Source organism: Gluconobacter cerevisiae, assembly GCF_015244675.1.
Lineage (GTDB): Bacteria > Pseudomonadota > Alphaproteobacteria > Acetobacterales > Acetobacteraceae > Gluconobacter > Gluconobacter cerevisiae.
Genome location: NZ_JABCQO010000002.1, coordinates 298942 through 322627, shown reverse-complemented (window position 1 = coordinate 322627; position 23686 = coordinate 298942). Strand labels below are relative to the sequence as shown.

27 protein-coding genes are annotated in these 23686 nt (G+C 58.7%); 5 read left to right on the top strand and 22 right to left on the bottom strand.

The features are described 5' to 3' along the window. Positions 1–14: 14 nt before the first annotated feature. On the top strand, positions 15–230 hold the full coding sequence (locus HKD21_RS04320; RefSeq protein WP_228120911.1) for a hypothetical protein: 216 nt from the start codon (positions 15–17) through the stop codon (positions 228–230). On the opposite strand, the gene gloA is transcribed toward HKD21_RS04320, so the two are convergent. The 19 genes from gloA to rpoZ form a co-directional block, all read right to left on the bottom strand. Continuing rightward, complete coding sequence (gene gloA, locus HKD21_RS04315; RefSeq protein ID WP_194254365.1) at positions 214–603, bottom strand: lactoylglutathione lyase; 390 nt, start codon at positions 601–603, stop codon at positions 214–216. The genes HKD21_RS04320 and gloA overlap by 17 nt on opposite strands. Then, positions 603–1445 carry an LpxI family protein gene (locus HKD21_RS04310; RefSeq protein ID WP_194254364.1) on the bottom strand — a complete coding sequence of 281 codons (843 nt, stop codon included), beginning with the start codon at positions 1443–1445 and terminating at the stop codon, positions 603–605. Before HKD21_RS04310 ends, gloA begins: the two co-directional genes overlap by 1 nt. A gap of 1 nt (position 1446) precedes the next feature. After that, positions 1447–2304: an acyl-ACP--UDP-N-acetylglucosamine O-acyltransferase gene (gene lpxA / locus HKD21_RS04305; RefSeq protein WP_194254482.1), complete on the bottom strand. Its 858-nt coding sequence runs from the start codon at positions 2302–2304 to the stop codon at positions 1447–1449. 5 nt (positions 2305–2309) lie between these two features. Continuing rightward, positions 2310–2786 carry a 3-hydroxyacyl-ACP dehydratase FabZ gene (gene fabZ / locus HKD21_RS04300; protein ID WP_194254481.1) on the bottom strand — a complete coding sequence of 159 codons (477 nt, stop codon included), beginning with the start codon at positions 2784–2786 and terminating at the stop codon, positions 2310–2312. 142 nt (positions 2787–2928) lie between these two features. Next, positions 2929–3978 carry a UDP-3-O-(3-hydroxymyristoyl)glucosamine N-acyltransferase gene (gene lpxD / locus HKD21_RS04295; protein WP_194254480.1) on the bottom strand — a complete coding sequence of 350 codons (1050 nt, stop codon included), beginning with the start codon at positions 3976–3978 and terminating at the stop codon, positions 2929–2931. A gap of 20 nt (positions 3979–3998) precedes the next feature. Continuing rightward, the gene (locus HKD21_RS04290) at positions 3999–4910 is read right to left on the bottom strand and encodes an OmpH family outer membrane protein (RefSeq protein ID WP_194254363.1); all 912 of its coding nucleotides are present in this window, start codon (positions 4908–4910) and stop codon (positions 3999–4001) included. Between the two features lie 52 nt (positions 4911–4962). Then, the gene (gene bamA / locus HKD21_RS04285) at positions 4963–7383 is read right to left on the bottom strand and encodes an outer membrane protein assembly factor BamA (RefSeq protein ID WP_194254362.1); all 2421 of its coding nucleotides are present in this window, start codon (positions 7381–7383) and stop codon (positions 4963–4965) included. Positions 7384–7563: 180 nt separating this feature from the next. Then, positions 7564–8664: an RIP metalloprotease RseP gene (gene rseP / locus HKD21_RS04280; RefSeq protein ID WP_194254361.1), complete on the bottom strand. Its 1101-nt coding sequence runs from the start codon at positions 8662–8664 to the stop codon at positions 7564–7566. Then, positions 8657–9883, bottom strand: coding sequence for a 1-deoxy-D-xylulose-5-phosphate reductoisomerase (gene dxr, locus HKD21_RS04275; protein ID WP_194254360.1), 1227 nt, complete (start codon positions 9881–9883; stop codon positions 8657–8659). The genes rseP and dxr overlap by 8 nt, the downstream gene beginning before the upstream one ends. Then, positions 9876–10706: a phosphatidate cytidylyltransferase gene (locus HKD21_RS04270; RefSeq protein WP_194254359.1), complete on the bottom strand. Its 831-nt coding sequence runs from the start codon at positions 10704–10706 to the stop codon at positions 9876–9878. The genes dxr and HKD21_RS04270 overlap by 8 nt, the downstream gene beginning before the upstream one ends. Further along, a complete protein-coding gene (uppS, locus tag HKD21_RS04265; RefSeq protein ID WP_194254479.1) occupies positions 10703–11377 on the bottom strand; it encodes a polyprenyl diphosphate synthase in 675 nt (224 codons plus the stop codon). The genes HKD21_RS04270 and uppS overlap by 4 nt, the downstream gene beginning before the upstream one ends. A 101-nt stretch (positions 11378–11478) precedes the next feature. Next, positions 11479–12045, bottom strand: a complete 567-nt coding sequence (gene frr, locus HKD21_RS04260; RefSeq protein WP_194254358.1) for a ribosome recycling factor — start codon at positions 12043–12045, stop codon at positions 11479–11481. A gap of 68 nt (positions 12046–12113) precedes the next feature. Continuing rightward, entirely contained in the window at positions 12114–12854 is a 741-nt protein-coding gene (pyrH, locus tag HKD21_RS04255) for a UMP kinase (protein WP_194254357.1), read from the bottom strand. Positions 12855–12969: 115 nt separating this feature from the next. After that, positions 12970–13857, bottom strand: a complete 888-nt coding sequence (gene era / locus HKD21_RS04250) for a GTPase Era (protein ID WP_194254356.1) — start codon at positions 13855–13857, stop codon at positions 12970–12972. Positions 13858–13882: 25 nt separating this feature from the next. Next, positions 13883–14617 (bottom strand): ribonuclease III, encoded by a 735-nt coding sequence (rnc, locus tag HKD21_RS04245; protein WP_194254355.1) that lies wholly within the window; start codon positions 14615–14617, stop codon positions 13883–13885. After that, positions 14614–15429 carry a signal peptidase I gene (gene lepB / locus HKD21_RS04240; RefSeq protein ID WP_228120907.1) on the bottom strand — a complete coding sequence of 272 codons (816 nt, stop codon included), beginning with the start codon at positions 15427–15429 and terminating at the stop codon, positions 14614–14616. The genes rnc and lepB overlap by 4 nt, the downstream gene beginning before the upstream one ends. Before the next feature lie 9 nt (positions 15430–15438). Continuing rightward, positions 15439–15900 (bottom strand): holo-ACP synthase, encoded by a 462-nt coding sequence (gene acpS / locus HKD21_RS04235; protein WP_194254353.1) that lies wholly within the window; start codon positions 15898–15900, stop codon positions 15439–15441. A 4-nt stretch (positions 15901–15904) separates the two neighbouring features. Continuing rightward, positions 15905–18202, bottom strand: coding sequence for a RelA/SpoT family protein (locus HKD21_RS04230; protein ID WP_194254352.1), 2298 nt, complete (start codon positions 18200–18202; stop codon positions 15905–15907). Between the two features lie 36 nt (positions 18203–18238). Further along, a complete protein-coding gene (gene rpoZ / locus HKD21_RS04225) occupies positions 18239–18634 on the bottom strand; it encodes a DNA-directed RNA polymerase subunit omega (protein WP_194254351.1) in 396 nt (131 codons plus the stop codon). A 201-nt stretch (positions 18635–18835) separates the two neighbouring features. On the opposite strand from rpoZ, the gene HKD21_RS04220 reads away from it, so the two are divergent. Continuing rightward, positions 18836–19444 carry a LabA-like NYN domain-containing protein gene (locus tag HKD21_RS04220; RefSeq protein ID WP_194254350.1) on the top strand — a complete coding sequence of 203 codons (609 nt, stop codon included), beginning with the start codon at positions 18836–18838 and terminating at the stop codon, positions 19442–19444. After that, a complete protein-coding gene (locus HKD21_RS04215; protein WP_194254349.1) occupies positions 19441–20016 on the top strand; it encodes a uracil-DNA glycosylase family protein in 576 nt (191 codons plus the stop codon). Before HKD21_RS04220 ends, HKD21_RS04215 begins: the two co-directional genes overlap by 4 nt. 30 nt (positions 20017–20046) lie before the next feature. On the opposite strand, the gene msrQ is transcribed toward HKD21_RS04215, so the two are convergent. Together msrQ and msrP are read right to left on the bottom strand one after the other, a co-directional pair. Further along, positions 20047–20661, bottom strand: coding sequence for a protein-methionine-sulfoxide reductase heme-binding subunit MsrQ (msrQ, locus tag HKD21_RS04210; RefSeq protein WP_194254348.1), 615 nt, complete (start codon positions 20659–20661; stop codon positions 20047–20049). Next, positions 20661–21599: a protein-methionine-sulfoxide reductase catalytic subunit MsrP gene (msrP, locus tag HKD21_RS04205; protein ID WP_194254347.1), complete on the bottom strand. Its 939-nt coding sequence runs from the start codon at positions 21597–21599 to the stop codon at positions 20661–20663. The genes msrQ and msrP overlap by 1 nt, the downstream gene beginning before the upstream one ends. 80 nt (positions 21600–21679) lie before the next feature. Here msrP and HKD21_RS04200 point away from each other — a divergent pair, with 80 nt between their 5' ends. After that, positions 21680–22552 carry an NAD(P)-dependent oxidoreductase gene (locus tag HKD21_RS04200; protein WP_194254346.1) on the top strand — a complete coding sequence of 291 codons (873 nt, stop codon included), beginning with the start codon at positions 21680–21682 and terminating at the stop codon, positions 22550–22552. Between the two features lie 68 nt (positions 22553–22620). Then, positions 22621–23229 (top strand): superoxide dismutase, encoded by a 609-nt coding sequence (locus HKD21_RS04195; protein ID WP_194254345.1) that lies wholly within the window; start codon positions 22621–22623, stop codon positions 23227–23229. 88 nt (positions 23230–23317) lie between these two features. On the opposite strand, the gene yajC is transcribed toward HKD21_RS04195, so the two are convergent. Further along, the gene (gene yajC, locus HKD21_RS04190) at positions 23318–23662 is read right to left on the bottom strand and encodes a preprotein translocase subunit YajC (RefSeq protein ID WP_194254478.1); all 345 of its coding nucleotides are present in this window, start codon (positions 23660–23662) and stop codon (positions 23318–23320) included. Positions 23663–23686 lie beyond the last annotated feature (24 nt).

The window sequence follows — 23686 nt, the reverse complement described above, 5'->3', positions numbered from 1 at the left end:
AAGGAACCTGAACCATGTCCGATTCCGACAACATCCCGGCTTCCGGCACTACGCCTCAGGATGCTGCAGCCTTCCGCCACGACCTGCGCAATGCCTTGGCCCCTGCCCTGCTCTGTGCCGATATTCTCAGCAGCAACAAGGACGGGGCGGTCCAGAAGAACGCGCAAACGATCGTCGACGCGCTGGAAAAAGCTCTGAAACTACTGAAAAACTTTACGCCTTCTCGATAAGCTCGATTTTGTAGCCATCGGGATCTTCGACAAAGGCGATAATAGTTGTGCCAAATTTCAGCGGGCCGGCCTCTCGCGTCACTTTGCCGCCGCCGGTACGAACTGTTTCGATAAGGGCCGCGACGTCTGGAACGCCAATCGCAAAATGACCGAAACCGGTTCCAACCTCGTAATCGGACTCCTGATCCCAGTTATAGGTAAGTTCGATTTCGGCCTGCCCGTGCTCATTATCGTCGAATCCGATGAAAACAAGCGTGTAGCGCCCTTCCCGGACCTCCTTGCGACGAAGCTCCTTCATGCCGAGCAGCTTGTAGAATGCCAGACTCCGGTCGATGTCCCGGATTCTCACCATCGTATGCAGAAACGTACTCATTATCTGTCCTTCAGATCTTCCGGTGTCAGCCCATACAGGAAAAGCCCGTAACGATCTGCCAGCTTTACACAGCCGGCGGGGTCCGTCATGAGGGTTACTCCGGGCTGAAACGCAACGCCCCGCAATCCGTTCCGGGCTGCATTTTCCAGCGTCTCCGGCCCAATCGTCGGCATATCCGCCCGAAGGTCCTGTCCCGTCTTTGGCATCTTCACAAGAACGCCACCACTTCCCGCCTGCATGAGGCGCCCACAGCGGCCCAGCATGGCGTCCGTGCCCTCCAGAGCCTCTACAGCCAGCACAAGCCCGTTCTGGACCACGCATCCCTGACCGATATCAAGGACGGCCATCGCTTTGAGAACATCGACACCACGAGCGATGTCCTGCTTGGCCTGCGCGTCAGGAAGAACACGCCCCAGAGTTCCTGAGCGGCCAGTGGCATGCTCGAGAAATTCGTGTGCACCACGGACATGAAAGCCTTCTTCACCAAGGACACGGACAATCGCGCCGAGAAGTCCGTCATCTCCGGAAAAAATCGCCCGCCCAAGACGGGCCAGGATGCGAGCCCCATCAGCGTCGGGACGCAGATCCCGCCACGCAGGGCGACGGACCGGTCCGATCAGGACCAGTTCGCGGCAGTTGTTTTTCTTGAGGGCGCCGAGAATGTCGCCAGCAGCCGCTAGGCGGATGACTTCATGTGGATAGGGTTCAAGAAGCGCACGATCGGCGAAGTCGCGGAACCCGATGACGAAAACCTTGCGCCCCTTGGCGATGGCTGCGGCAGCAACCTGCGCGGGAAGCGGTCCCGAGCCGGCCAGAATACCGATGCAGCCCCGATCGCCCACGTCAGGCGCCTTCGGTTTCAGACTGCCCTTCCTGACGCGCGACACGTGTCAGGCCGCGACGACTCGGCGCTTCCATGAAGTCCAACATCTCGGCGATGCGAGGGAGATGACCGTATTCCGCCCTGACTTCGGCAATACGGCTTTCCAGAACAGCTTCCGTCGCCCCGTGACGGGGATAGAGTGTGCGGAACGCACGGCGCATGGCCTGCATTTCTTCCGGACCAACGCCCGAACGTTTCAGGCCGATCCAGTTCAGCCCAACCAGACGGGCACGATTCCCCAGAACGCTTCCGTAAGGAATAACGTCCATTTCCACACCACAGACGCCGCCGACGACAGCCCCGCGCCCGATACGGACAAACTGGTGCAGCGCTGCAGATCCCATGACCTTGGCGTCATCGTCAATTTCAACATGACCGCCCATGACAACATTGTTGACGATGATGACGCGGTCGCCAAGGACACAATCATGAGCCACATGGGAATTGGCCATGATCAGACAGTTCGCGCCAATGCGTGTGAGAGCATGACCTTGCGCCGTGCCGCGATGAATGGTCACGTTTTCACGGATGACCGTATTGGCACCCACTTCGCACAGAGTGGGCTCGCCGGCATATTTCAGATCCTGTGGGGCAAGACCGATCGTCACGAACGGATAAATCTCCACGCCTTCGCGCAGGGTTGTGTATCCATCCACAATGACCGATGCGTGCAGACAGACCCCGTCACCAATAGTGACGTTGGGACCAACCAGACACCAGGGCCCGATGCGCACGTTCTCGCCGATGCGCGCACGCGGATCTACGAGAGCGGTCACGTGAATTTCGGCGGTTTCGGGACGCTTCCCTGCCATCTGCATCAACGTCAACCCATGATCATCGCACTGAAGGTCGCTTCGGCCACGGCCACACCATCAACCCGGGCCACACCCTTGAATTTCCAGACATTGGCGCGGGAACGTTCCTTGTCCACATGGATACGGAGCTGGTCTCCGGGGCCGACCGGGCGGCGGAACTTCGCGTTTTCAATCGTCATGAAATAGACCAGCTTGCCTTCAAACGCTTCACCCAAAGTCATAACGACCAGCGTGGCCGCTGTCTGAGCCATGGCTTCGACGATCAGAACACCGGGCATCACAGGATGGGAGGGGAAATGCCCCTGAAAGAACGGCTCGTTAACCGTTACATTCTTGATGCCGATGGCGGATTGCCCGGCATGGATCTCGACCATCTTGTCGATCAGCAGGAACGGATACCGATGCGGGATCGACTGCATGATCTTGAGAATGTCGATGCTCTGCGGAAGCTGATTCCCTGCAGCGGCGTCTGTCGCGGGAGTCATCTGTTCGGCTGGAGCGTCCACTCGGTCCATCGTTTCACCATGCCCTTCAAGCGGTGTTGTCTGTCAATTGCTACCCAGTGGCAGCGCGAATGGCTTCCCTTAGCAAACCTGAGGGGGAGTTACCATCCGCGCCACGGAGCTGTTAGTCACTGCTTTTGCGGGAAAGCTTCCGCAACGTAGCAACATTCCGGAAAAACTCGCGGAACGGCATGGCGGGGCTACCAATGACATCGGCCCCAGCATCCACGTCTGACATGACACCACATTGGGCGCCGATACGGGCCTTGGAGCCAATCTTGATATGTCCGATCAGACCAGCCTGCGCGGCGATGGTGACAAAATCACCCAGTTCCGTGGAACCGGAAATGCCAGCCTGCGACACAACAATGCAGCATCGTCCCAGACGGGCATTATGACCGATCTGCACGAGATTATCGATGCGGGTGCCTGCCCCGATCAGCGTATCCCGCATGGAACCGCGATCAATCGTGGAGTTCGCACCGACTTCCACGCCGTCTTCCAAAACGACCAGACCGAGCTGTGGAACGGTTTCAAACCCTTCCGGCCCTACGGCGAACCCGAAACCGTCCTGTCCGATGCGGACACCGGGATAGAGCGTGACCCGATCACCAATACGCGCATGAGAAATGGCAGCATGAGCACCGATACGGCACCGCGAACCGATTTCAACGCTCTGACCGATGCTGACATGACTGGCCAGGATGGTGTCACGGCCGATACGGACACCGCTGCCAATTACGGCAAAGGGACCGATTTCGACATTTTCGCCAATCTCTGCATCATCTGCAACGCAGGCTGTTGGATGGCGGATTCCGGTGGACTTTGGGTCAGGATGAAACAATGTGGCGACACGGGCCCAGGCGAGGTAAGGCGCCTTGCAGACCAGACCAGCCGTATCTGGCGGCAGCTTGTCGGAAAACGCTGGCGAGAGAATAACCGCGCCAGCTTTCGTTTCGGCCAAGAGCGGCAGGTAACGACGGTTGTCGAGAAAGCTGACCTCGTCAGGCCCAGCTACGTGCAGAGGAGCCACGCCGCGAAACGCGGCTACGCTTTTCCCCGAGGCTGATGCAACGACCTCGCCACTGGATGCTTCAGCCAGTTGCTCCAGACCAAAAGGCCCGGAGCGCTGAAAAAAACGGCTATCGCCAGGACGGGTCTCGCTTGCTGTCATATCAGACACGGTCACTCGCCTCAGTGATGCTGACGAAGAACGGACTCATTCGGTGCGGAGGCAGGAGCCGCCTGCTGGGGCTGTGCGCCACCCTGAGCCTGCCGCTGTTCGTCAGCAGTCGTCGGCATCTTGCCGGAACGGGCGAGCTGTTCGGGGTCAACACCATCGCCGGGGATGAAGACATGCGGCAGCGTCTTGTTGAGCTGCGCGCCTACTTCCTCGGTAATGTCCTGACCGCCAACATGTAGCACGACCTGCTCGGCATGCAGGATCAGGTTCATGTTATGCGCTGCCGCAACAGCCGCGATGATACCGTTAGGCTCTTCCAGCTCGCGCTCGATCTGGTGCATGGCAACCTGTGCCGCTTCCTGGATAATCCGGGCCTGACCGCCGAAATCATGCTGGTCCTTGGCGCGGCGTTCCTGGAGGTGACGCTCCCGCAGCTGGATCTGGTCGGATGTCAGGGTCCGGGCCTGCGCCTGCAGCTTCTGCTGTTCACCACGCCATGCAGCCTCTTCACGCTGGACGGCCTGCGCCAGATGATCCCGACGCGCGCCCAGAACCTGCTGGATTTCCTGCCATGCGCTGGAAATCTGCATGACGGCCTGAACATTGATCACACCGATAATGGCAGCCGGCGGGGGAGCGCCTTTCGCGATGCTCGGAGGAGCCGGGATCGGAGGAAGAGGCAGGACGGGAGGAGCCTGCTGCTGATCGGAGGGAGCGGCTTCCTCTTCCTCTTCAGGAGCCGCTTCCGGAACGCGCCGCTGCACGGGGCGCGGCGGCGGGGCATCAGGATGAGCGGCCTTGGGAACGAACCAGCCACCGTTGCCGCCAGCAGCCTGCGCGTGAGCACCCGGAGCGGAGACAAGAATCGACGCAGCCAGAAGCGCGCCGGCCGAAACCGTGCGCATCAGGGAATTGAGGGTCATGACCACCTCTTGGCAAGGGGTTGGAAAACAGGATGGCAAGGGTTCGGACAGATCAGAACTGCTGACCGAAACCAAAACGCAGCGGATACAGACGGTCACCGTGTTCTTTGCGGATCGGCACGGCGCCATCAATGTTCACGAGGCCGAACGGGCTCTTCCACGACACGCCCAGACCGCCGGAAACGCGCGGGATCAGATTGTCGCCGGTGATCGGGGTGTAGTTGTCCCCGTCATTCGTGCGGTTCGTATACAGATGTTTGACGCGCAGGCCCGCGAGACTACCGGCATCAATGAAGCCACGCCCGGAAATCCCGAGATCGTCACCCATGGGCAGCGGGAAGTTAAGCTGTGCGGAGGCCGTATACATGAAACGACCACCCAGAAGATCTTCCTGCCCCTGAGCCGGGATATAGACGCCATTAACCTTGATGTGGCCCGAACGCGGCCCAACACCACCCTGAAGGAAGCCTCGCAGGTTCTCGCCACCAAGATAGAAGTTATCAATGATGTTACGGTTTCCGTTGGAGCTCCAGTCACCCATGTAACCGACGCCCCCCTTGAACTGGAAGGTCCAGTCGTGGTTGCCGGTCAGGTCATCGAGCGGCAGGTAATAGGCACCATCAGCCTTCACGCGGGCATATTTGGAGTTACCACCCAGACCTGCGAAGTCACCACCGACCTTGAACATATAACCGGAGTGCGGCTTGGCCCGTTGGTCACGACGATCATAGGTTATGGAGGTGCTGAGCTGCGACAACAATGACCATCCAGCAGACTGCTGGACATAGATCGAGGGAACCCACTGAATCAGGCTCGGGTCCTGTGCCACGGCAGAAGCATCGTAGAAATTACCGACCTGACGATCGACAAGGGTGTAGTTCCAGGACTGCGACAGATAGCGGTTATAGGCGTAACCCAGACGCAGGCTCATGCCGTACTGAGATTCTTTATAGCTCTGATACGTCTGATAGTTGTTCTGGATGAAGTAGAAATCTGCACCCGCCACAAGATTGCGATTCAGGAAGTACGGATCCGTGATCGAGATGTCGGCCTGTTTTTCATAATAGGCGACCGTTCCCGAAATACCGGCATCTACGCCCGTTCCGAGCAGGTTGTGCTGCTTGATCGAGGCGTTTCCAAGGATACCTACGTCTGTCGAGTAACCACCACCCAGCGAGAATTCGCCAGTCGGCTTCTCGACCACGTTCGCAGAAACGTTGACGCGGTCAGGCGCTGAACCCTGCGTCTGATCAACGGAAACAGAACTGAAATATCCGAGATCCTGAAGACCCAGCTTGGAATATTTGCGATCGAACGGGGTGTACGGGTCCCCTTCCGCCATCGGCAGGTTCCGGCGGATTACATCGTCATGCGTAATGGTGTTGCCGTTGATGTCAATTCGCTCGACATAAACATGCGGTCCCTCTGTCACATCGAACAGCAGGTCAACAACGTGCTTTTCCGGGTTCCGGGCGATTTCCGAACGAACCATAGCGAACGGGTGACCTGAGGCCTGCAACCATTCCTGCATGTTCTTGGTATTGTTCTGAATCGCCGTGCCATCATAGATCTGGTGCGGGAACAGCTCGACATGCGGACGAAGCATCTCGGACGTCACATGGCGTACGCTGGAGCGGACATCCATTTTACCCAGGCGGTACCGATCACCTTCATGAACGGTGAAGGTGATGTAGAAAGATTTGTGATCTGGAGCGAGTTCACCCGTCGCGTCGACCATGTGGAAATCCACAAAGCCGTTATGCAGGTAGAAACGGCGCAACAGCTCTGCATCATATTTAATGCGTTCTGGATTATATTCATCCGATGACGAGAAAAACCGGTACCAGTTCGACTCTTTGGATGAAATAACCTGTGCAAGACGTGCTTCACTGAAGGCATGATTGCCGACGAAAACAATCTTCTTGATGAGAGTCTGCTGCGCTTCGTTGATGTTGAACACCACATCAACGCGATTATGGGACAGCCTGACAATCTGCGGCGTAACGGTCGCGCCGAAGCGAGCCTTGCTGGCATACTGGTTCAGGATCTTCTGCCGGTCAGCAGCCGTGGTTTCTGCCGAGAAGACCGCGCGAGGACGCAGGCTGATCTCCTTGCGGAGGTCCTCGTCCTTCAGCGCGTGATTGCCTTCAAACACGATGCGGTTGACGATCGGGTTTTCGACGAGATCTACGAGCAGCGTATTGCCATCGCGGTGCAGCGTGACGTCCTTGAACAGACCGGTAGCGTAAAGCGTCTTCAGCGAACGGTCGAGGTCGTCCTGGTTGAACGTATCACCCGGCTGGGCGACCATATAGGACAACACCGTACTCGTCTCGATCCGGGTATTTCCCTTGACCGAGATGGCTTGAATGATGTTTCCGCCGGGGGCTGATGCCGGGGCCTGATGACGAACGGAACGCGCCTGAGCTGTTCCGAGGACGACCGGCAGCAGGCAGGCTGATGCGAGAAGCATCAGACGCGTGTTCGAAGACCGGGAACCTCTTGACCGTGATCCTGACAAACCGGCTTTCCTTGTAACATATTTTTTGCAGGCGACTGACACGTTACGCCACTGGCCGAGGTATCCGATAACCCCTACCCCGCGCAAGATGCCCTGACGTGTTCGACTGTATCACAAGTCTTTTCAGAATATTTAGCTTACTGCGTGAAAGATCCAGTGAAACAGTCCGATATTGGTCAGATCGTTGAATGTCGAGAAGAGGAAAAGGGCGCCAATCAGCGCCATTCCGACCTGCATGCTGACATCCTGGACCCTGCGCGAGACCGGGCGGCCACGAACGAGTTCGCACGCATAAAAGACCAGACGACCACCATCGAGCACGGGAATTGGAAAGAGATTGATCAGACCAAGATTGATCGAAAGCAGCGCCATGAAGGAAATGATGCTGGCCAGACCGTAGCTGGCGACCTGTCCCGAGAGCTGCGCAATGCGAATCGTACCGCCCAGCTCCTTGGCGCTCCGCTGGCCACTGATGATCTGCCAGACGCCTTGCAGCGTCATGACCGATTTATCCCAGGTTTCCTCCATGCCCATGATGAACGCAGAAGGAAGCGAAACAGGACGTCCGCGGGAAATGGCGAACGCAACCCCAAGGCTGCCCGTCTCATGCCCGCCGCTTTTCACGCTATCAAACGTGACAGGCAGACTGAGGTCTTCGGTGCCGCGGTGCACTCCAAGAACTGTCTGCTGCCCCGGATGAGAGGACACGGTGTTCATCACGTCCTCAGCACCGAGGATATGGGTCTCTCCGATCCGGGTGATCACATCGCCCGGCTTGATGCCAGCATGATCCGCAGGGCTTCCTGCTACAACCTGTGAAATATCTCCGTGGATTTCTGGCTTCCCGACGACTGCGAACAGCACCGTAAACGCCAGAATGGCAAAGATGAAATTGAAGACCGGCCCCATTAGAATGACGATCGCCCGCGACCCCACAGGCTTGTCGTGGAACGTCCGTCCCGGAATCCATGCAGCTTTTTGTTCTTCAGTCGCATCTTCCGGGCCTTCAAACCCGTGCGGCTTGACGAAACCACCCAGAGGAATGGCACTGATCCGCCATTCAGTCCCGGATTTGTCATGCCAGCGATAGAGTGCGGGGCCAAAGCCGATGGAAAACGTATCGACCTTCACGCCACGCCAGCGCGCCGCCAGATAATGCCCAAGCTCGTGAATGAAGACGAGAATGCCCAGAATCAGGACATAGGCCAGAATGGTACGCAAAAGATCATGCATTCAGGGCGGTCTCACTGACGTGGTTTCGCAGATGTCCACTGGTCCGCAGGATATGGGTCTCGGCAAGCTCCCGACCCAGCGCATCCCAGTGCAGAACATCATCCAGGGTTCGGAGTTCGGGATTTTCAGTCATGGCTTGAAGAGCAGCGTCGATTGTCTCGCCAATGCCAAGAAATCCGATACGACGGTTCAGAAACGCCTCGACAGCGATTTCGTTGGCAGCGGAGAACACGGCAGGAGCCGCTCCACCCGCCCGCAGAACCTGCCGGGCAAGACGAAGAGGAGCGAACCGCACTTCGTCTGGGGCTTCGAACTCAAGGCGGCCGTAGGCAGCCAGATCAAGGCGCCCACAGGGTGTCTCCATACGTCTGGGCCAGGCGAGCGTATGGGCAATAGGAATGCGCATGTCCGCAGATCCCATCTGGGAGACGAGACTGCCGTCACGGAACTGCACGAGACCGTGCACAACAGACTGCGGATGAACCAGAACGTCGATCCGGTCTTCGGTCAAGCCAAACAGCCGTGCGGCTTCGATGACTTCCAGCCCCTTGTTGGCCATGGACGCCGAATCGATCGTAATTTTAGCGCCCATCGACCATGTTGGATGCTTCAGGGCCTTTTCAGGAGTGGCTGCGCGCATCTCTTCAAGCGTCGACTGACGGAAAGGGCCGCCTGATGCTGTCAGGATGATTTTCTCGACACTTTGCATATCGCAGGCCCCCAGAGACTGGGCGATGGCGTTATGTTCCGAATCGACGGGCAGAAGCGTAGCTCCAGCTTCAGACACGGCACGCAGCATGACATCGCCCGCGCAGACGAGCGCTTCCTTGTTGGCGAGAGCCACGGCATGTCCGTTGCGAACGGAGGCCAGTGTGGGTTCCAGACCTGCCGCGCCAGTAATCGCGGCCATAGTCCAGTCCGCTTCCATGGCACCGGCTTCGATAACGGCCTGACGACCCGCAGCCGTGCGGATGCCGCTACCTGCGAGCAGTGATTTCAGTTCGTCATGACGGCTTTCGTCATGCAGGACGGCCACCTCAGCATTCAGAAGCCGGGCCTGTTCGGCCAGAAGAGCCGCGTTGCAGCCTCCGACCAATGCCCGCACTTCGATCTCATCCGGGATCCGGGCAAGAAGGTCGACCGTGGAAGTTCCAATGCTGCCGGTGCTGCCCAGCACCGTGATGCGCCGGCGTGTGGGGCGTGCAGAACCGTCAGTCATGAAAAGAACTCCCGTGAGAAATAGGTGAATGTACAGGAATGATGGACCAGAAAGGCTGTGTCGCCACCGCAAGCGATAACAGGGCCGCCGCAGGAGCCGCGGCAAGAAGGCCGTCAAAGCGGTCCAGAAGGCCGCCATGCCCGGGAATGAGACGTCCTGAATCTTTGACGCCCAGTCGACGTTTGGCAGCGCTTTCCAGAAGATCTCCACTTTGGGAAAAAACGCCCAGAACCGCCCCACAAAGCAGACCGCCAATCTGCGTTCCCGGTGCAGCCAGCCAGGCGACAAGGCCGCCCGCCAGAGACGCTCCAAGCAGCCCTCCAATTGCACCGGAGCGGGTTTTGCCCGGAGAAATGGATGGAGCCAGCTTGGGACCGCCGAAAACGCGGCCCGTCAGATATGCGAAACTGTCGCTCGCAATCACAACGGACAGAACGAAGAGAACAGATGCCATTCCGAAAGACAGATGACGGAGCCACAGAAGCGACAGGCCGCCGACAATGGCAACGATGACCGGGACACTGGCGGGAAAGCCAAAAATCAGCGTAGGCCAGATCATCCAGAAGGCGGCGCTCCACTCCCCTTTTAGGGCGGCAAGACCAGCAATCACGGGCCAGGCGAGCAGCAGAGCGCCGCGCCACGTCTTCAGGGGCTGGCGGACAAGCGTCTCACCTTCCCAGACCAGACCGAACATCGCCAGCAGGATCAGGGCATCATAGACCAGACCGCCACGCCAGATGCAGAAAGCGGCGACCGGCACGAGGACCGCTGCCGACAGAAGACGCAGCCGCAGATCGGACCATCGTGCAGAAGCACTGCTCATGCGGGACGCCCACCAAACCTGCGCTGGCGACCGGCAAAGCGCGACAGGGCCTCCAGAAATTCAGCCTCCCCGAAATCGGGCCAGAGTACGTCCATAAAGATCAGCTCGGCATATGCACTCTGCCAGAGCAGAAAATTGGACAGTCGGGATTCACCACTGGTCCGGATCACCAGATCAGGGTCAGGCATATCGGCCGTCTGAAGCGCGTTGTGGAGCGTGGATTCATTGATGTCATCAACAGCAATTCTACCAGCAACAGCATCCTCGGCGAGGCGGCGGGCAGCCTGCACAATCTCCGCACGTCCACCGTAAGACAGTGCGAGCGTGAGGGTCAGCGTCGTGTTATGTAGCGTCAGAGATTCAGCGCGGCGGAGTTCTTCACGTAGCGGACCTTCGAACCGCTCCGGCTCACCAATAATTCGCAACCGCACGCCCTGCGCGTGAAGTTCGTTGATCTTGTGTCGCAGATAAAAACGCAGCAGCGACGTCAGATCCCCGACTTCCTTTGTGGAACGGCGCCAGTTCTCGGAAGAGAATGCATAAAGCGTCAGATATCGCACGCCCTGGCGAATGGCTGCACGCACGCATTCCTGTACGGACTCGGCCCCTTTGCGGTGCCCTGCAATAACCGGAAGTCTGCGCGCACGTGCCCAGCGACCGTTTCCATCCATGATTACGGCGACATGGACGGGAACAGTGCTGGCTCCCCCATCAGCAGAAGGGGGAGCCGTACGTTCGGAGCGGGGAAAAGATCCTAAGGGCAAATGTGCAATCAGACCTGTTTGATCTCGCGTTCTTTGTCCGCGAAAATATCGTCCACTTTCTTGATGTACTGGTCCGTCAGCTTCTGGATGGCATCAGTCCAGGTTTTCATGTCGTCCTGACTGATATCGCTCTTCTTTTCCAGCGCTTTGGTCTGCTCCATGCCGTCACGTCGCACACCACGCACGGAGATTTTGCCGTTTTCGGTGTAGCGGGCGGCAGCACGGGCCAGTTCGTTACGACGCTCTTCGGTGAGGGCCGGAATGGGAACGCGGACCGTCTGACCATCCGTGGACGGATTGAGCCCGAGGCCGCTATCGCGGATGGCGCGCTCGACAGCGCTGACGACCGTGCGGTCCCAAACGGAAACCGTCAGCATCCGTGCTTCAGGAACGGCGATGGAGCCCACCTGTGACAGGGGCACTTCAGACCCGTAGGCTTCGACGCGGACCGGCTCCAGCAGGTTCGGGCTGGCGCGACCCGACCGCAGACCGGAAAGGTCCCGGCGCAGGCTTTCGATCGCACCGTCCATACGACGGGTCAGATCGGCGATGAGGTCATTCAGGTCAGCAGGCATGAGCTGTTCCTTTCAGTTCGACGTTGGTCTCAGGATAAAACCTGAAGATTTCGTTGAAAATGCGAAGATCAGTCCGCTTCGATGATCTTGGTGAAGAGCCCTTCCCCACGCATGACGGCGCTGAAAGAGCCAGGAGCATGCATGTTGAAGACCACGATGGGCAATTTGTTTTCACGGGCCAGACTGATGGCTGCAGCATCCATCACGTTCAGATCGCGGGCAAGGACTTCGAGATAGGTCAGGCGGTCGTAACGCGTGGCATCGGGATTGCGGCGCGGGTCGGCGGAATAGACGCCATCCACCTGCGTTCCCTTGAAGAGCGCGTCACACTCCATTTCGTTGGCACGCAGGGCGGCGGCTGTGTCCGTCGTAAAGAACGGATTGCCTGTCCCGGCTGCGAAAATAACGACGCGGCCCTTCTCCATGTGACGCACGGCACGACGACGAATATAGGGTTCGGCAATGGAGGCCATCTGGATCGCGGTCATGACACGCGTTTCCATGCCACGACGCTCCAGCGCATTTTGCAGCATCAGCGCATTGATGACGGTTGCCAGCATACCGGCATAATCACCCTGCGCGCGATCCATGCCCTTGGCGGCGGCGGCCAGACCGCGGAAAATGTTGCCACCTCCAACGACGAGGCAGACTTCCACCCCTGAAGCCCTCACTTCAGCAATGTCGGCAGCAACCATGTCCACCATCACGGGATCTACCCCTGACGGACCATCGCCCATAAGTGCCTCGCCGGACACCTTGAGCAGGACACGTTTGTAGGAGGAGCTCTGTTCTGGGTTTTCGGTCGTCATGCCCGTCTCCGGCTAGATGTGGTGTCTTGATTTGCGCCCGTCATACAGACGCAGCGGGATTGGAACAAGCGATGTCAGGATCGCCGGATTTCAAACACACCGGCACCTGTCTTTTTCAGTCGTCCAGACCAATGGCACGAAGCCGGGCCTTTTCCTCATCCCATCCTGCACGCTCCTTGACGTTCAGGAAAAGATGGCACTTGCGGTCCAGCAGTTCCTGAAGCTCCATACGGGCCCGCGCACCAAGGGATTTGATCTTGTGGCCGCCTTCACCAATCAGAATGGCCTTATGTCCGGGGCGGGACACATAAATCGTTACTTCGATCCGCACTGAGCCATCGGGGCGTTCCTTGAAACTCTCGGTCTCAACGGTGGCCTGATAGGGAATTTCCTCATGCGTCTGCATGAAGATCTGCTCACGAACCAGTTCAGCCGCCAGAAGACGATCGGGCAGGTCCGTCAGATCGTCTTCCGGGTACAGGAACGGACCTTCCGGCAACTCGGTCGCCAGACGGCCCATGAGGTCGTTCACACCCTCGCCCGAACGCGCACTCAGCATGAAGACATGCTCGACGCTGATAAGACCACCGATCTCCTGCGTCAGGGGGAGCAGTTCGCCGCGCTCCACGAGGTCCGTCTTGTTCAGGACGAGCCAGATGCGTCCCTTGCTCTCCGCAAGTTTCGCGATGATTTCGCGAACATCTTCGCGCAGGCCCGACTTTGCATCCACCAGAAGCAGGGTCAGATCCGCATCCTGCGACCCTGACCAAGCTGCATTGACCATGGCCCGGTCGAGACGGCGACGCGGTTTGAAGATACCTGGCAGGTCGACGAGGATGATCTGGGCGTTGTCCTGCATGACGATGCCCAGGGTCCTGAAACGGGTCGTCTGCGCCTTGGGGCTGACGATGGACAGCTTGGCTCCGGCAATCCGGTTGAGCAGGGTGGATTTCCCTGCGTTCGGAGCGCCGACGAGAGCCACGAAACCGCAGCGCGTGGTCATGTTCTGATCCTTTGTTGATGACATCTCAGGACGCCACATTCTGACCGAGACGTTTCAGCAGGGCGGTTGCCGCTGCCGTTTCTGCCAGCCTCTTGCTGCCGGCTTCTCCCGTTCCCGTCTGCCCGAGGGTCGTCACGCTGACGCGGAAGACGGGCGCATGGGAGGGACCGTCCGAAGACAGGAGTTCATAATTCGGGAGCGGCAGGCCCTGCGACAGCATATATTCCTGCAACAGGGTCTTGGGTTCCTTGTGGGGCCGGTCGGCAGTATCGAGCCGGTGCTGCCAGTACTGGCGGACCACACGGCGCGCCGGTTCCAGACCGCCATCCAGATACAGCGCTCCCAACAGGGCCTCCATTGCGTCAGCCCGGATGCTGGAGAGACGCCGGATCCCGGCATCTTCCTCATGCGGAGAAATCTGAAGGGATGCTGAAAGTCCAACCTGATCGGCGATCTCGGCCAAAACCGTGCGGGATACCAGATGGGCATGACGCGGCCCGAGCGCGCCTTCCTGCTCATCCGGATAGCGTTCCAGCAGCCACTCGGCCATCAGCAGCCCCAGAACACGATCCCCGATGAACTCAAGACGCTCGTTCGAACCCGTGCCCTTGGGACGCTGGCTGCGACGCGCGCGACGAGGATCACGGCCGGACACGGCGGAGCGATGGGTCAGGGCTTCGCTCAGCAGTTCAGGCTTTGCGAAATCATGTCCGAGTGCTGTCTGCATCGACGCAAGGGCGTCCGTAGAAGAGAGCTTCATGTGACGGAATGCAGGAAGCGGTTCCAGCGGATTTCGGTCGGCCAGTACCAGAACTGCCATGCGGGATGACGCATATCCATTGAGAACAGGACGATCGGCGCACGACCGACGAGGTTCTGCATGGGCACGAACCCGAGATCGTCCGGGCCATCGCCCTGAAAACGGCTGTCGGCGCTGTCGTCGCGATCGTCGCCCATGGCGAAGAAAGATCCCTCCGGAACGACATATTCCGGTGTGTCGTTTGCGAAGCCGTCATCCGTCAGCTTGAGAATATCATGCACAACCGGCGACCGCCCTCCGCTTCCGGGAAGGCTTTCGCGGTAGAGTTCACCACTGAGAAGGCGGTTGTTCTCATCCAGCACTTCGTAATGACCAAGAGACGTACGGGGGACTTCGATTCCGTTGAGAATCAGATGCCCTCCCGTGACCTGAATGTGGTCACCAGGAAGCCCGATGATGCGCTTGATGTAATCCACGGACGTATCACGCGTGAAGCGGAAGACAGCGACGTCGCCGCGGTGAGGCTCGGAACCAAAAATCCGGCCACTGAACAGATTTGGCGAAAACGGAAAAGAAAAGCGGGAATATCCGTAACTGAACTTCGAGACCAGAACGAAATCGCCGATCTGCAGCGTCGGGATCATCGAACCGGAAGGGATATTGAAAGGCTCCACCACAAGGGAGCGCACGGCAAATACCGCCAGCAGCAGCACGCAGAAATAACGGATGCTTTCGCCAAGCGTCTCTTCGCGGCGTGCGGGCTTGTCACCCGTACTTTCTGAACCCTGCACGGGCCTGTTCTCCTTGATCATCAGACGCTCTTAACGCAGCTTGGCAGCGTTGGCGAGCGCTTCAATCGGACCGGACTGTCCGGACAGTCCCAACGGAACCGATTGTATGATGACCTGCGCGAGCGCGAAGGGAGGATCGTCCGTCAGGCTGACGAGAAGCTGGGCGCTCTGTCCCGGGGGCGTCAAATGGTTCAGGACTTCCCTCGCCCTTCCGGAAAGTTGCAACTCGGGAGCGCCGCTCGGCCCGTTACAGACACCAATATCCTGAAGTTGGACACCATGAGCAAAGCCGGTTCCCAGCGCTTTAACGCAGGCTTCCTTGGCAGCCCAGCGCTTGGCGTAACTGCCCATGCGAGCAACGCCCGAAAGCCGGTCGGCATGGTTGCGTTCGGCCTGCGTGAAAACTCGGCTGAGGAAGCGGTCGCCAAATCGTTCGACGCTTTTCTCTATGCGCGAGATCATGCACAAATCCGTCCCCATACCGAGGATCACGACTTCATCCCTTGGCGCGCTCGACCTGCATGACGCCCACAGCCGTTCTGAAGGCCGCGATCATGGACGAGAGATGGCGCAGATCCTTCACTTCCAGATCCACCAGAATTTCCATGAAATCGAGCTGCCGGTTCACGATCTTGAGGTTGAGGACGCTACCATTGTGTTTTGCGGCCACATTCGTCAGGGTCGCGAGGACTTCTGGTTCGTTGGCAGCAACCACCGACAATCGGGCCGTATAGGGCTCGGCGCCCTGACGGCGACCAAGGGCTTCGTAATCCCAGTCCACTTCCAGAAAACGCTCGGGTGTATCTGCAAAACTGGACAGGTTCTGACAGCCACGCCGGTGGATGGTGACACCCTTGCCCTGCGCGATGATGCCGACAATCGGGTCTCCCGGCAGCGGCCGGCAGCAGCCCGCGAAACTGATGGCGATCCCTGAACCGATCCCCCTGATCGTGCTTCCGGAATGCGCTGTCGTTTTCGGAGCACCATGCCCCGAGCCCAGCATAAGGGACTGCCCGAAACGAGGTGAGAGACCCGGCACCATCCGGGGCGCACGGACGCTCTGCCGCAGTTCGGGGTAAGCGGTGTTGACGACGTCCTTGGGGCCAAGCTGGCCGTTCCCGACCGAGACATACAGATCTTCAACCGAAGCCTGACGGAGTTCCTTAAGGATACCGTCGAGCACCTTTTCAGAACCGTCCACGCCTTCCTGACGGAAAGCCTTTGCGATAGCCGCACGGCCGTTATCGATATAACCCTGCCGCTGCTGCTGCGTCACGAAACGCCGGATACGGGCACGGGCCTTGCCTGTTGCGACGAAGCGCTCCCACGACGGAGAGGGCGTACCACCACGGGCGGTCATGATTTCGACCTGATCGCCGTTTTGCAATTCGTGCCGCAGCGGCATCAGGCGCCCGTTGACCTTAGCCCCCACGCAGGTATCACCGACCTGGCTATGCACGGCATAGGCGAAATCAACGGGAGTGGCGCCGCGCGGCAGGGAAATCAGCTGCCCCTTAGGGGTGAAACAGAAAACCTGGTCCTGATAGAGTTCCAGCTTGGTGTTTTCGAGGAACTCGTCAGGAGCCTGACTGTCCTCGAGGATTTCCAGAAGATCCTGCACCCAGCGCAGCTTGCGGGTTGGCGCACCAAAGGCGGACGACAGGGCTGCAGCCTCGCGCTCGCTGGGGGTCGCGTGTTCCTTATAAGCCCAGTGAGATGCCACACCGTTTTCTGCCAGATCGTGCATTTCGGCGGTGCGGATTTGGACTTCGATTTTCTGGTTGCGCGGATGACGCAGGGTCACCCCGGTATGGAGGCTCTGGTAACCGTTGGCCTTAGGGGTAGAAATGTAATCCTTGAAACGCCCGGCGATCATCGGATAGGCGCCGTGGATCGCTCCGAGCGCCATGTAACAGGCATCACGCGTAGGGACGAGCAGGCGAAAAGCCATGATGTCCGACAACTGCTCGAACGCCACGTTCCGGCGCTGCATTTTTTCCCAGATCGAATAGGGTGATTTTTCACGCCCCGTAACTTCGACCCTGTCGATCCCGGTTTCCGTACACAGGGCCATCAGTTCCTGACGGACCTGCTCAATGACGTCAGCCCCCTGCCCGCGCAGGAAGTTCAGACGCGCACGGATCGTCGCATCCGCCTCGGGTTCAAGCTGGGCGAAAGAAAGGTTTTGAAGCTCCGTCTTGACGCGGTCCATACCGATGCGCTCGGCGAGGGGCGCATAGATGTCCATCGTCTCACGGGCGATACGCTGCCTGCGGTCCGTGCGCTGCACATAATGAAGTGTGCGCATGTTGTGCAGACGATCAGCCAGCTTAACGATCAGAACGCGGATATCCCGCGACATGGCCAGAACGAGCTTGCGGAAATTTTCGGCCTGTTTGGTGCGGTCGGACTGGAGTTCGAGCCGCGTCAGCTTCGTTACCCCGTCAACGAGCGCTGCGACGTCTTCGCCAAAACGGGCTTTCAGGGAGTCACAAGAAACACCGGTGTCTTCGACGGTATCATGAAGCAACCCCACCATGATGGAGGTCGCATCCATACGGAAACCCGCAAGGATATTGGCAACGGCAATGGGGTGCGTGATGTAGGCATCGCCATTATCGCGACGCTGTTCGTTATGGGCGTTGGCCGCCACATCATAGGCAGCCTCAATCTGAGCGAGATCGGCTGACGGATCGTAGCTTTCGATTCGCCGCAGCAGTCCGGCGATGGACGGCTTGAAATCCCCGCTTGCTACAGGCGGGGACGTCGTTGGAGGAGATGCTGCATCAGGCATGAAGCATATCCTCCCTTCAGTGTACGCGAGTAGAGATCAGCGACGACCCCGACCACCCAGTTCGGCTTCAATGGCGGCAGCTTCGTCGGCAGACATATTCTCGGCCATGTGAGCGTGCTCTTCTTCTGTCGAGACATCCTGCAGGCCAAAGATATTCTGGTCCGTCGGGATGAGATCCAGAACTTCCTCGTCAACGGGTTCCGGCTCTGGGGCGCGCGCCAGAGAGCGAATGATGCCGTCGCGCAGAACAGGGAGACTCACCTTGTCTTCAGCGATTTCACGCAGGGCGACGACCGTGTTCTTGTCGTTTTCACGATCCAGACGAATTTCTTCGCCGCGCGACAGGCCACGGGCACGCTGGGCGGCCAGCAGGACCAGTTCGAAACGGTTAGAAACCTTCTCGATGCAATCTTCGACGGTTACGCGCGCCATGCCACAGGCCCCCTTCGGGTAAGACAAAAGAATAAAATAAGAGAGAACGCTGGCAATAACATGCGGTTCATGCGAATGCAATCGGCGCCTGCCCTACCTCCAGAATTGAACCCGAGTGCCTCCAAGCACATTCCCCGCTGGAGGGCAGCGTCAGCCCCTGTCGCACGGGGCAACATATTTTATATATTCAGGATTACACACATGCTTTTGCGCCAGAACGAACGCACTGCCCTTTTTATCGACGGCGCCAGCCTCCACCATGCAGCTCGCAATCTGGGATTTGAAGTCGATTTCCGCAATCTGCGCCAGTTGTTCGAGAATGCCTGCCTGTTTCAGCGCGCCTTTTATTACGCCGCCATGCCTGAAACAGAAGACTACTCCCCCCTTCGTCCCCTGACCGACTGGCTCTCCTATAACGGCTATCATCTTGTGCTGAAAACTGCCCGGGAGTTTACGGATCATTCAGGAAGACGGCGTATCAAGGGAAACATGGATGTCGAACTGACAGTGGACCTTATGGAACAGGCGGCCCGCCTTGATCACGCCGTGATCATAAGTGGCGATTCCGACCTGCGCCGTGCCGTAGAAGCGGTGCAGGCGCGCGGTGTCCGGGTTACGGTCATTTCATCAATGCGTTCGACGCCGCCCATGATTGGAGACGATCTGCGGCGTCAGGCGGATCTGTTCGTGGAACTGGCTGACATCGCGCCGTCGTTCACGCGGCGTCAGGCTGAACCGCGTAACCCTCCCCGACAAGGGCCGGTTCGTCATCCTGCCGATATCAACAGTGACGAGACCAGCGATTCATGACCCTTCGGGCTTCTACCGGAACGACCTCCGCCCCTCCGCCCCTTCCTGCTTTCCCGGAAGGTGGTCGGTCAGGAACTCGGCCAGGAACAGGGCCACTTTCAGCCGAAATGCTGATTGTCTGCCTCGATCCGGAAGACGCCAAAGAAATACTGGCGTCTTTTCTGGACGCCAACAGCATCGTTTTCGACGCGGCTCTTGCCGGACCAGAATCCATTCTGGGACGGATCACCAGCGTCATGCAGCCTCTGTCGCCACAGCCGCTGGCGCTTCCGTCCGAACTCGAAGCCTGTAGCGCCACGCTCTGTGCCGAGCTTCAGAGCATGCCCAGACTGAAACTGGTCCTCACACTCGGTATCAGCGCACATATTGCAGTTTTGGGGGCGTGCGGCATTCCATTGTCTCGCCTTGATTTCCGGCCCGGCGAAATCACCCATCTGCCCGATGGCCTGCTTCTGGCCGATGGGTGCCACTTTCCGAACAAACCCTTTCCAGCGGATATGATGGCGCAGCGCCGTTCGGCGCTAACGGAGCTTTCGCCCAAGATCCGCGCGGCATTGCGTCCGACCATCTGAGACGCCAACGGGCTCTGGAGCAGAGCCCGTTTATCTCCGCCTCCGGGGCAAAACACGACACAGTAGCAGTACCGCAAGCCCTGCAAGATACGGCGCAGACACATCATTCAAGGTCTTGAAAGACAGAAAGAAGTGGATGCCAGCCAGAACTGCCACCGGGTAGATCAGCCGGTGTAAAAATTTCCATCGGCGTTTCATCAGACGCATGGAAAACGCGTTGGAAGTCAGCGCGAGCGGGATCAGCAAAACCAGCGCAACCATTCCAAGAATAATGAAAAGGCGATGTGTGATGTCGGTCCACAGGACGCCCCAGTCGAACCCATGATCCAGCCCGACATAGGCCAGCAGGTGCAGACTGGCATAGAAAAATGTCAGAAGCCCGGTCAGACGACGGTATCGAAGCAGGTTGATGCCTGCAAAACGTTTCAGCGGGGCCAGTGCCAGACAGGCCAGAAGGAAACGGAAGGCCCACAGACCCAGCGACCGCTCGAACACGTTGACCGGATCCGCACCAAGAGCACCATGCTGTCCTTGCCAGACGAGCCAGAGGGCCGGAATCATGCCGATCGGATACAGAATCACGCGCCAGTGCCGTTTTAACATGCGACCTACGGCTGCTGGGGACCGCGTAGAATCGGACGACATCAGAAGTTTTTCCGCAGGTCCATGCCGCGATACAGATCCGCCACCTGTTCACCGTACCCGTTGAACATCAATGTCGGCTGCCGGGCAGCGCCGAACAGGGAATGCGCGCCTATGACGCGTTCTGTCGCCTGACTCCAGCGAGGATGATCGACCTGTGGATTGACGTTGGCATAAAAGCCGTACTCGTCAGAGGCGAGGCGATTCCATGTTGTGGGCGGTTCATGATCCAGAAGACGGATGCGCTGAATCGATTTGATGCCTTTGAAACCATATTTCCACGGAACGACCAGACGGATGGGCGCGCCGTTCTGGTTCGGAAGCGTCTCGCCATAAATGCCGAGCGCAAGGAGCGTCAGCGGATTCATGGCTTCGTCCAGACGCAGACCTTCCACATAAGGCCACTGTATACCCGAAAGGCCGCCATTTTGGCCGGGCATTTCCGAAGGGCGCAGAACGCTCTCAAAAGCAACATGGGTGGCCCGAGGATCGGGATCGGCGTCCTTTAGCAGACTCGCAAGCGGAATACCGTCCCACGGGATGACCATGGACCACGCTTCGACACAGCGCATGCGGTAAATACGCTCCTCCAGTGCCGCAGAACGCAGAAGCTGCTCAACATCCAGACGGACAGGCTTTCGGACAAGACCCGTGATCTCCAGCGTCCAAGGCAACGGATGGAAACCCTGCGAATGGGCCGCAGGATCAGCCTTGTCCATGCCGAACTCGTAAAAATTATTATAGTGCGTCACGTCTTCGTGCGGCGTCGGCGTCAGGTTGCCAGAATACGGGCCGGGATGCGTCTCGAGGGATGCGGCGTTTGCCGTAGTCGCAAGCGCGCCCAAGGCTGACACGCCGCCGATCAGGGCGCGTCGGGAGAGGTACATCTCCTTGGGAGTAATCTCGGAAGGCTGCGGTCTGGGGTAGTGAAACAGTGCCATGATCAATTTCCGGACTTTGAGAAACTCTGGCACCTATGATGCGTGAGTCTGTCGTAACGCATCATAAGGAGCCAGTATCCATGCCCCGTCCTAAAATCGGTTTTATCGGCTACGGAGCGATGGCCCAGCGTATGGGCGCAAATCTGCGAAAGGCCGGCTATCCGGTGGTGGCGTTCGCGCCTTCGGGGGGCAAGGATGAGACGGAAATGCTGTCCTCGCCTCGTGCGATTGCCGAAGCCGCCGAGATTATCATTTTCTGCGTGCCGAACGATGCAGCGGAAAATCAGTCCCTGCACGGCGAGAACGGAGCACTTGCTGCTCTGACCGCGGAGAAACTCGTCCTCGATACATCCACCGTCTCACCGGATCAGGCGGACGACTTTGCAAAACTTGCCATTGAACATGGGTTTTCCCTGCTCGATGCGCCTATGTCCGGCAGCACGCCTGAAGCCGAGAGCGGCGACCTGGTCATGCTTGTGGGCGGCGACGAGGCCGTCGTGAAACGGGCACAGCCGGTTCTGGACGTTATCGGCAAGCTGACGATCCATGCTGGCCCCGCAGGTTCTGCCGCGCGGCTGAAACTGGTTGTGAACGGAGTGATGGGGGCTACGCTCAACATCGTGGCCGAAGGCGTGTCCTACGGACTTGCCGCCGGGCTGGACCGTGATGTCGTGTTCGAGACGTTACAGCAGGTGGCCGTCGTCAGCCCGCATCACAAGCGCAAACTGAAGATGGGCCAGAACCGGGAATTTCCTTCCCAGTTCCCGACCCGTCTCATGTCCAAGGATATGGGACTTCTGCTGGATGCCGGTCGCAAGGTCGGCGCGTTCATGCCGGGCATGGCCGTCGCCGATCAGGCGCTGGCCCTCTCAAACCGTCTGCATGCGGATGAGGATTACTCGGCTCTCATCGATGCGATGGAACACAGCGTTGCCAATCTTCCCCATAAATGAGAACGATATGCGGGAGCAGCCGTCCCTGAGGGCGGTCACCTCGTTTTATTCTGCCAAGGAGTGACATCATGGCTTTCGAACTTCCCCCCCTGCCCTACGCAGAAAACGCCCTTGCCGGTGCTGGCATGTGCCAGGAAACGCTGGAACTGCACCACGACAAGCACCATCAGGCCTATGTCACGGCCCTGAACGGTTTCGTGGAAAGCAAGCCGGAACTCGCTGGCAAGACGCTTGAGGAGATCATCACGTTCTCTTACGGCAAGCCCGAAATTGCTCCGGTGTTCAACAACGCGGGCCAGCACTGGAACCACGTCCTGTTCTGGAAGAATCTGTCTCCGAAGGGCGGCAAGATTCCGACCAGCCTGGAAACGAAGATTGCTGAAGACTTCGGTTCAGTCGAAGAATTCAAGAAGCTCTTCAAGCAGGCTGCCACGACACAGTTCGGTTCGGGCTGGGCGTGGCTGGTGCTCGACAAGTCCGGCAAGCTGGCCGTGACGAAAACGGCAAACGGCTCCAACCCGCTGGCCGAAGGTCAGGGCAAGGCGCTGCTGGGTCTCGATGTGTGGGAGCACGCCTACTACCTCGATTTCCGCAATCGTCGTCCGGACTATGTCACGAACTATCTGGACAAGCTCGCCAACTACGAGTTTGCGGAAGCTGAACTGAAGTCTGCCTGATCCCTTTCGGGTTCACTCGGATCAAAAAAAGCCCCGTCCGGCTGTCCGGACGGGGCTTTTTTCATGTACCGGGCCTAAAAATTCCAGTTCAGGAATCGCTGGCGGGCTTTTCACGCGACGTGATGTTCGTGATCGTGCTGCGGACGATCTTTACGCGCACACCCTGTGCGATCTCAACATCCACTTCGTCGCTGTCATCGCGGGTTGCCTGCACGACGCCGACGATGCCGCCTGCTGTGACGATCCGGTCACCGCGACGCAGGGAGCCCTGCTCGTCACGCAGCTTGCGGGCGCGCTGCTGCTGCGGGCGGATCAGCAGGAAATAGAACACCACGAAGATGAAAATCATCGGGGCGAACTGAAGCACCTGCGGATTGGAGAGCAGACCACCACCATCGGCGGCCTGGGCGGAAGAAATGAACAGACTGCTCATGGATGTAAAGGTCCAGTCTTGAGT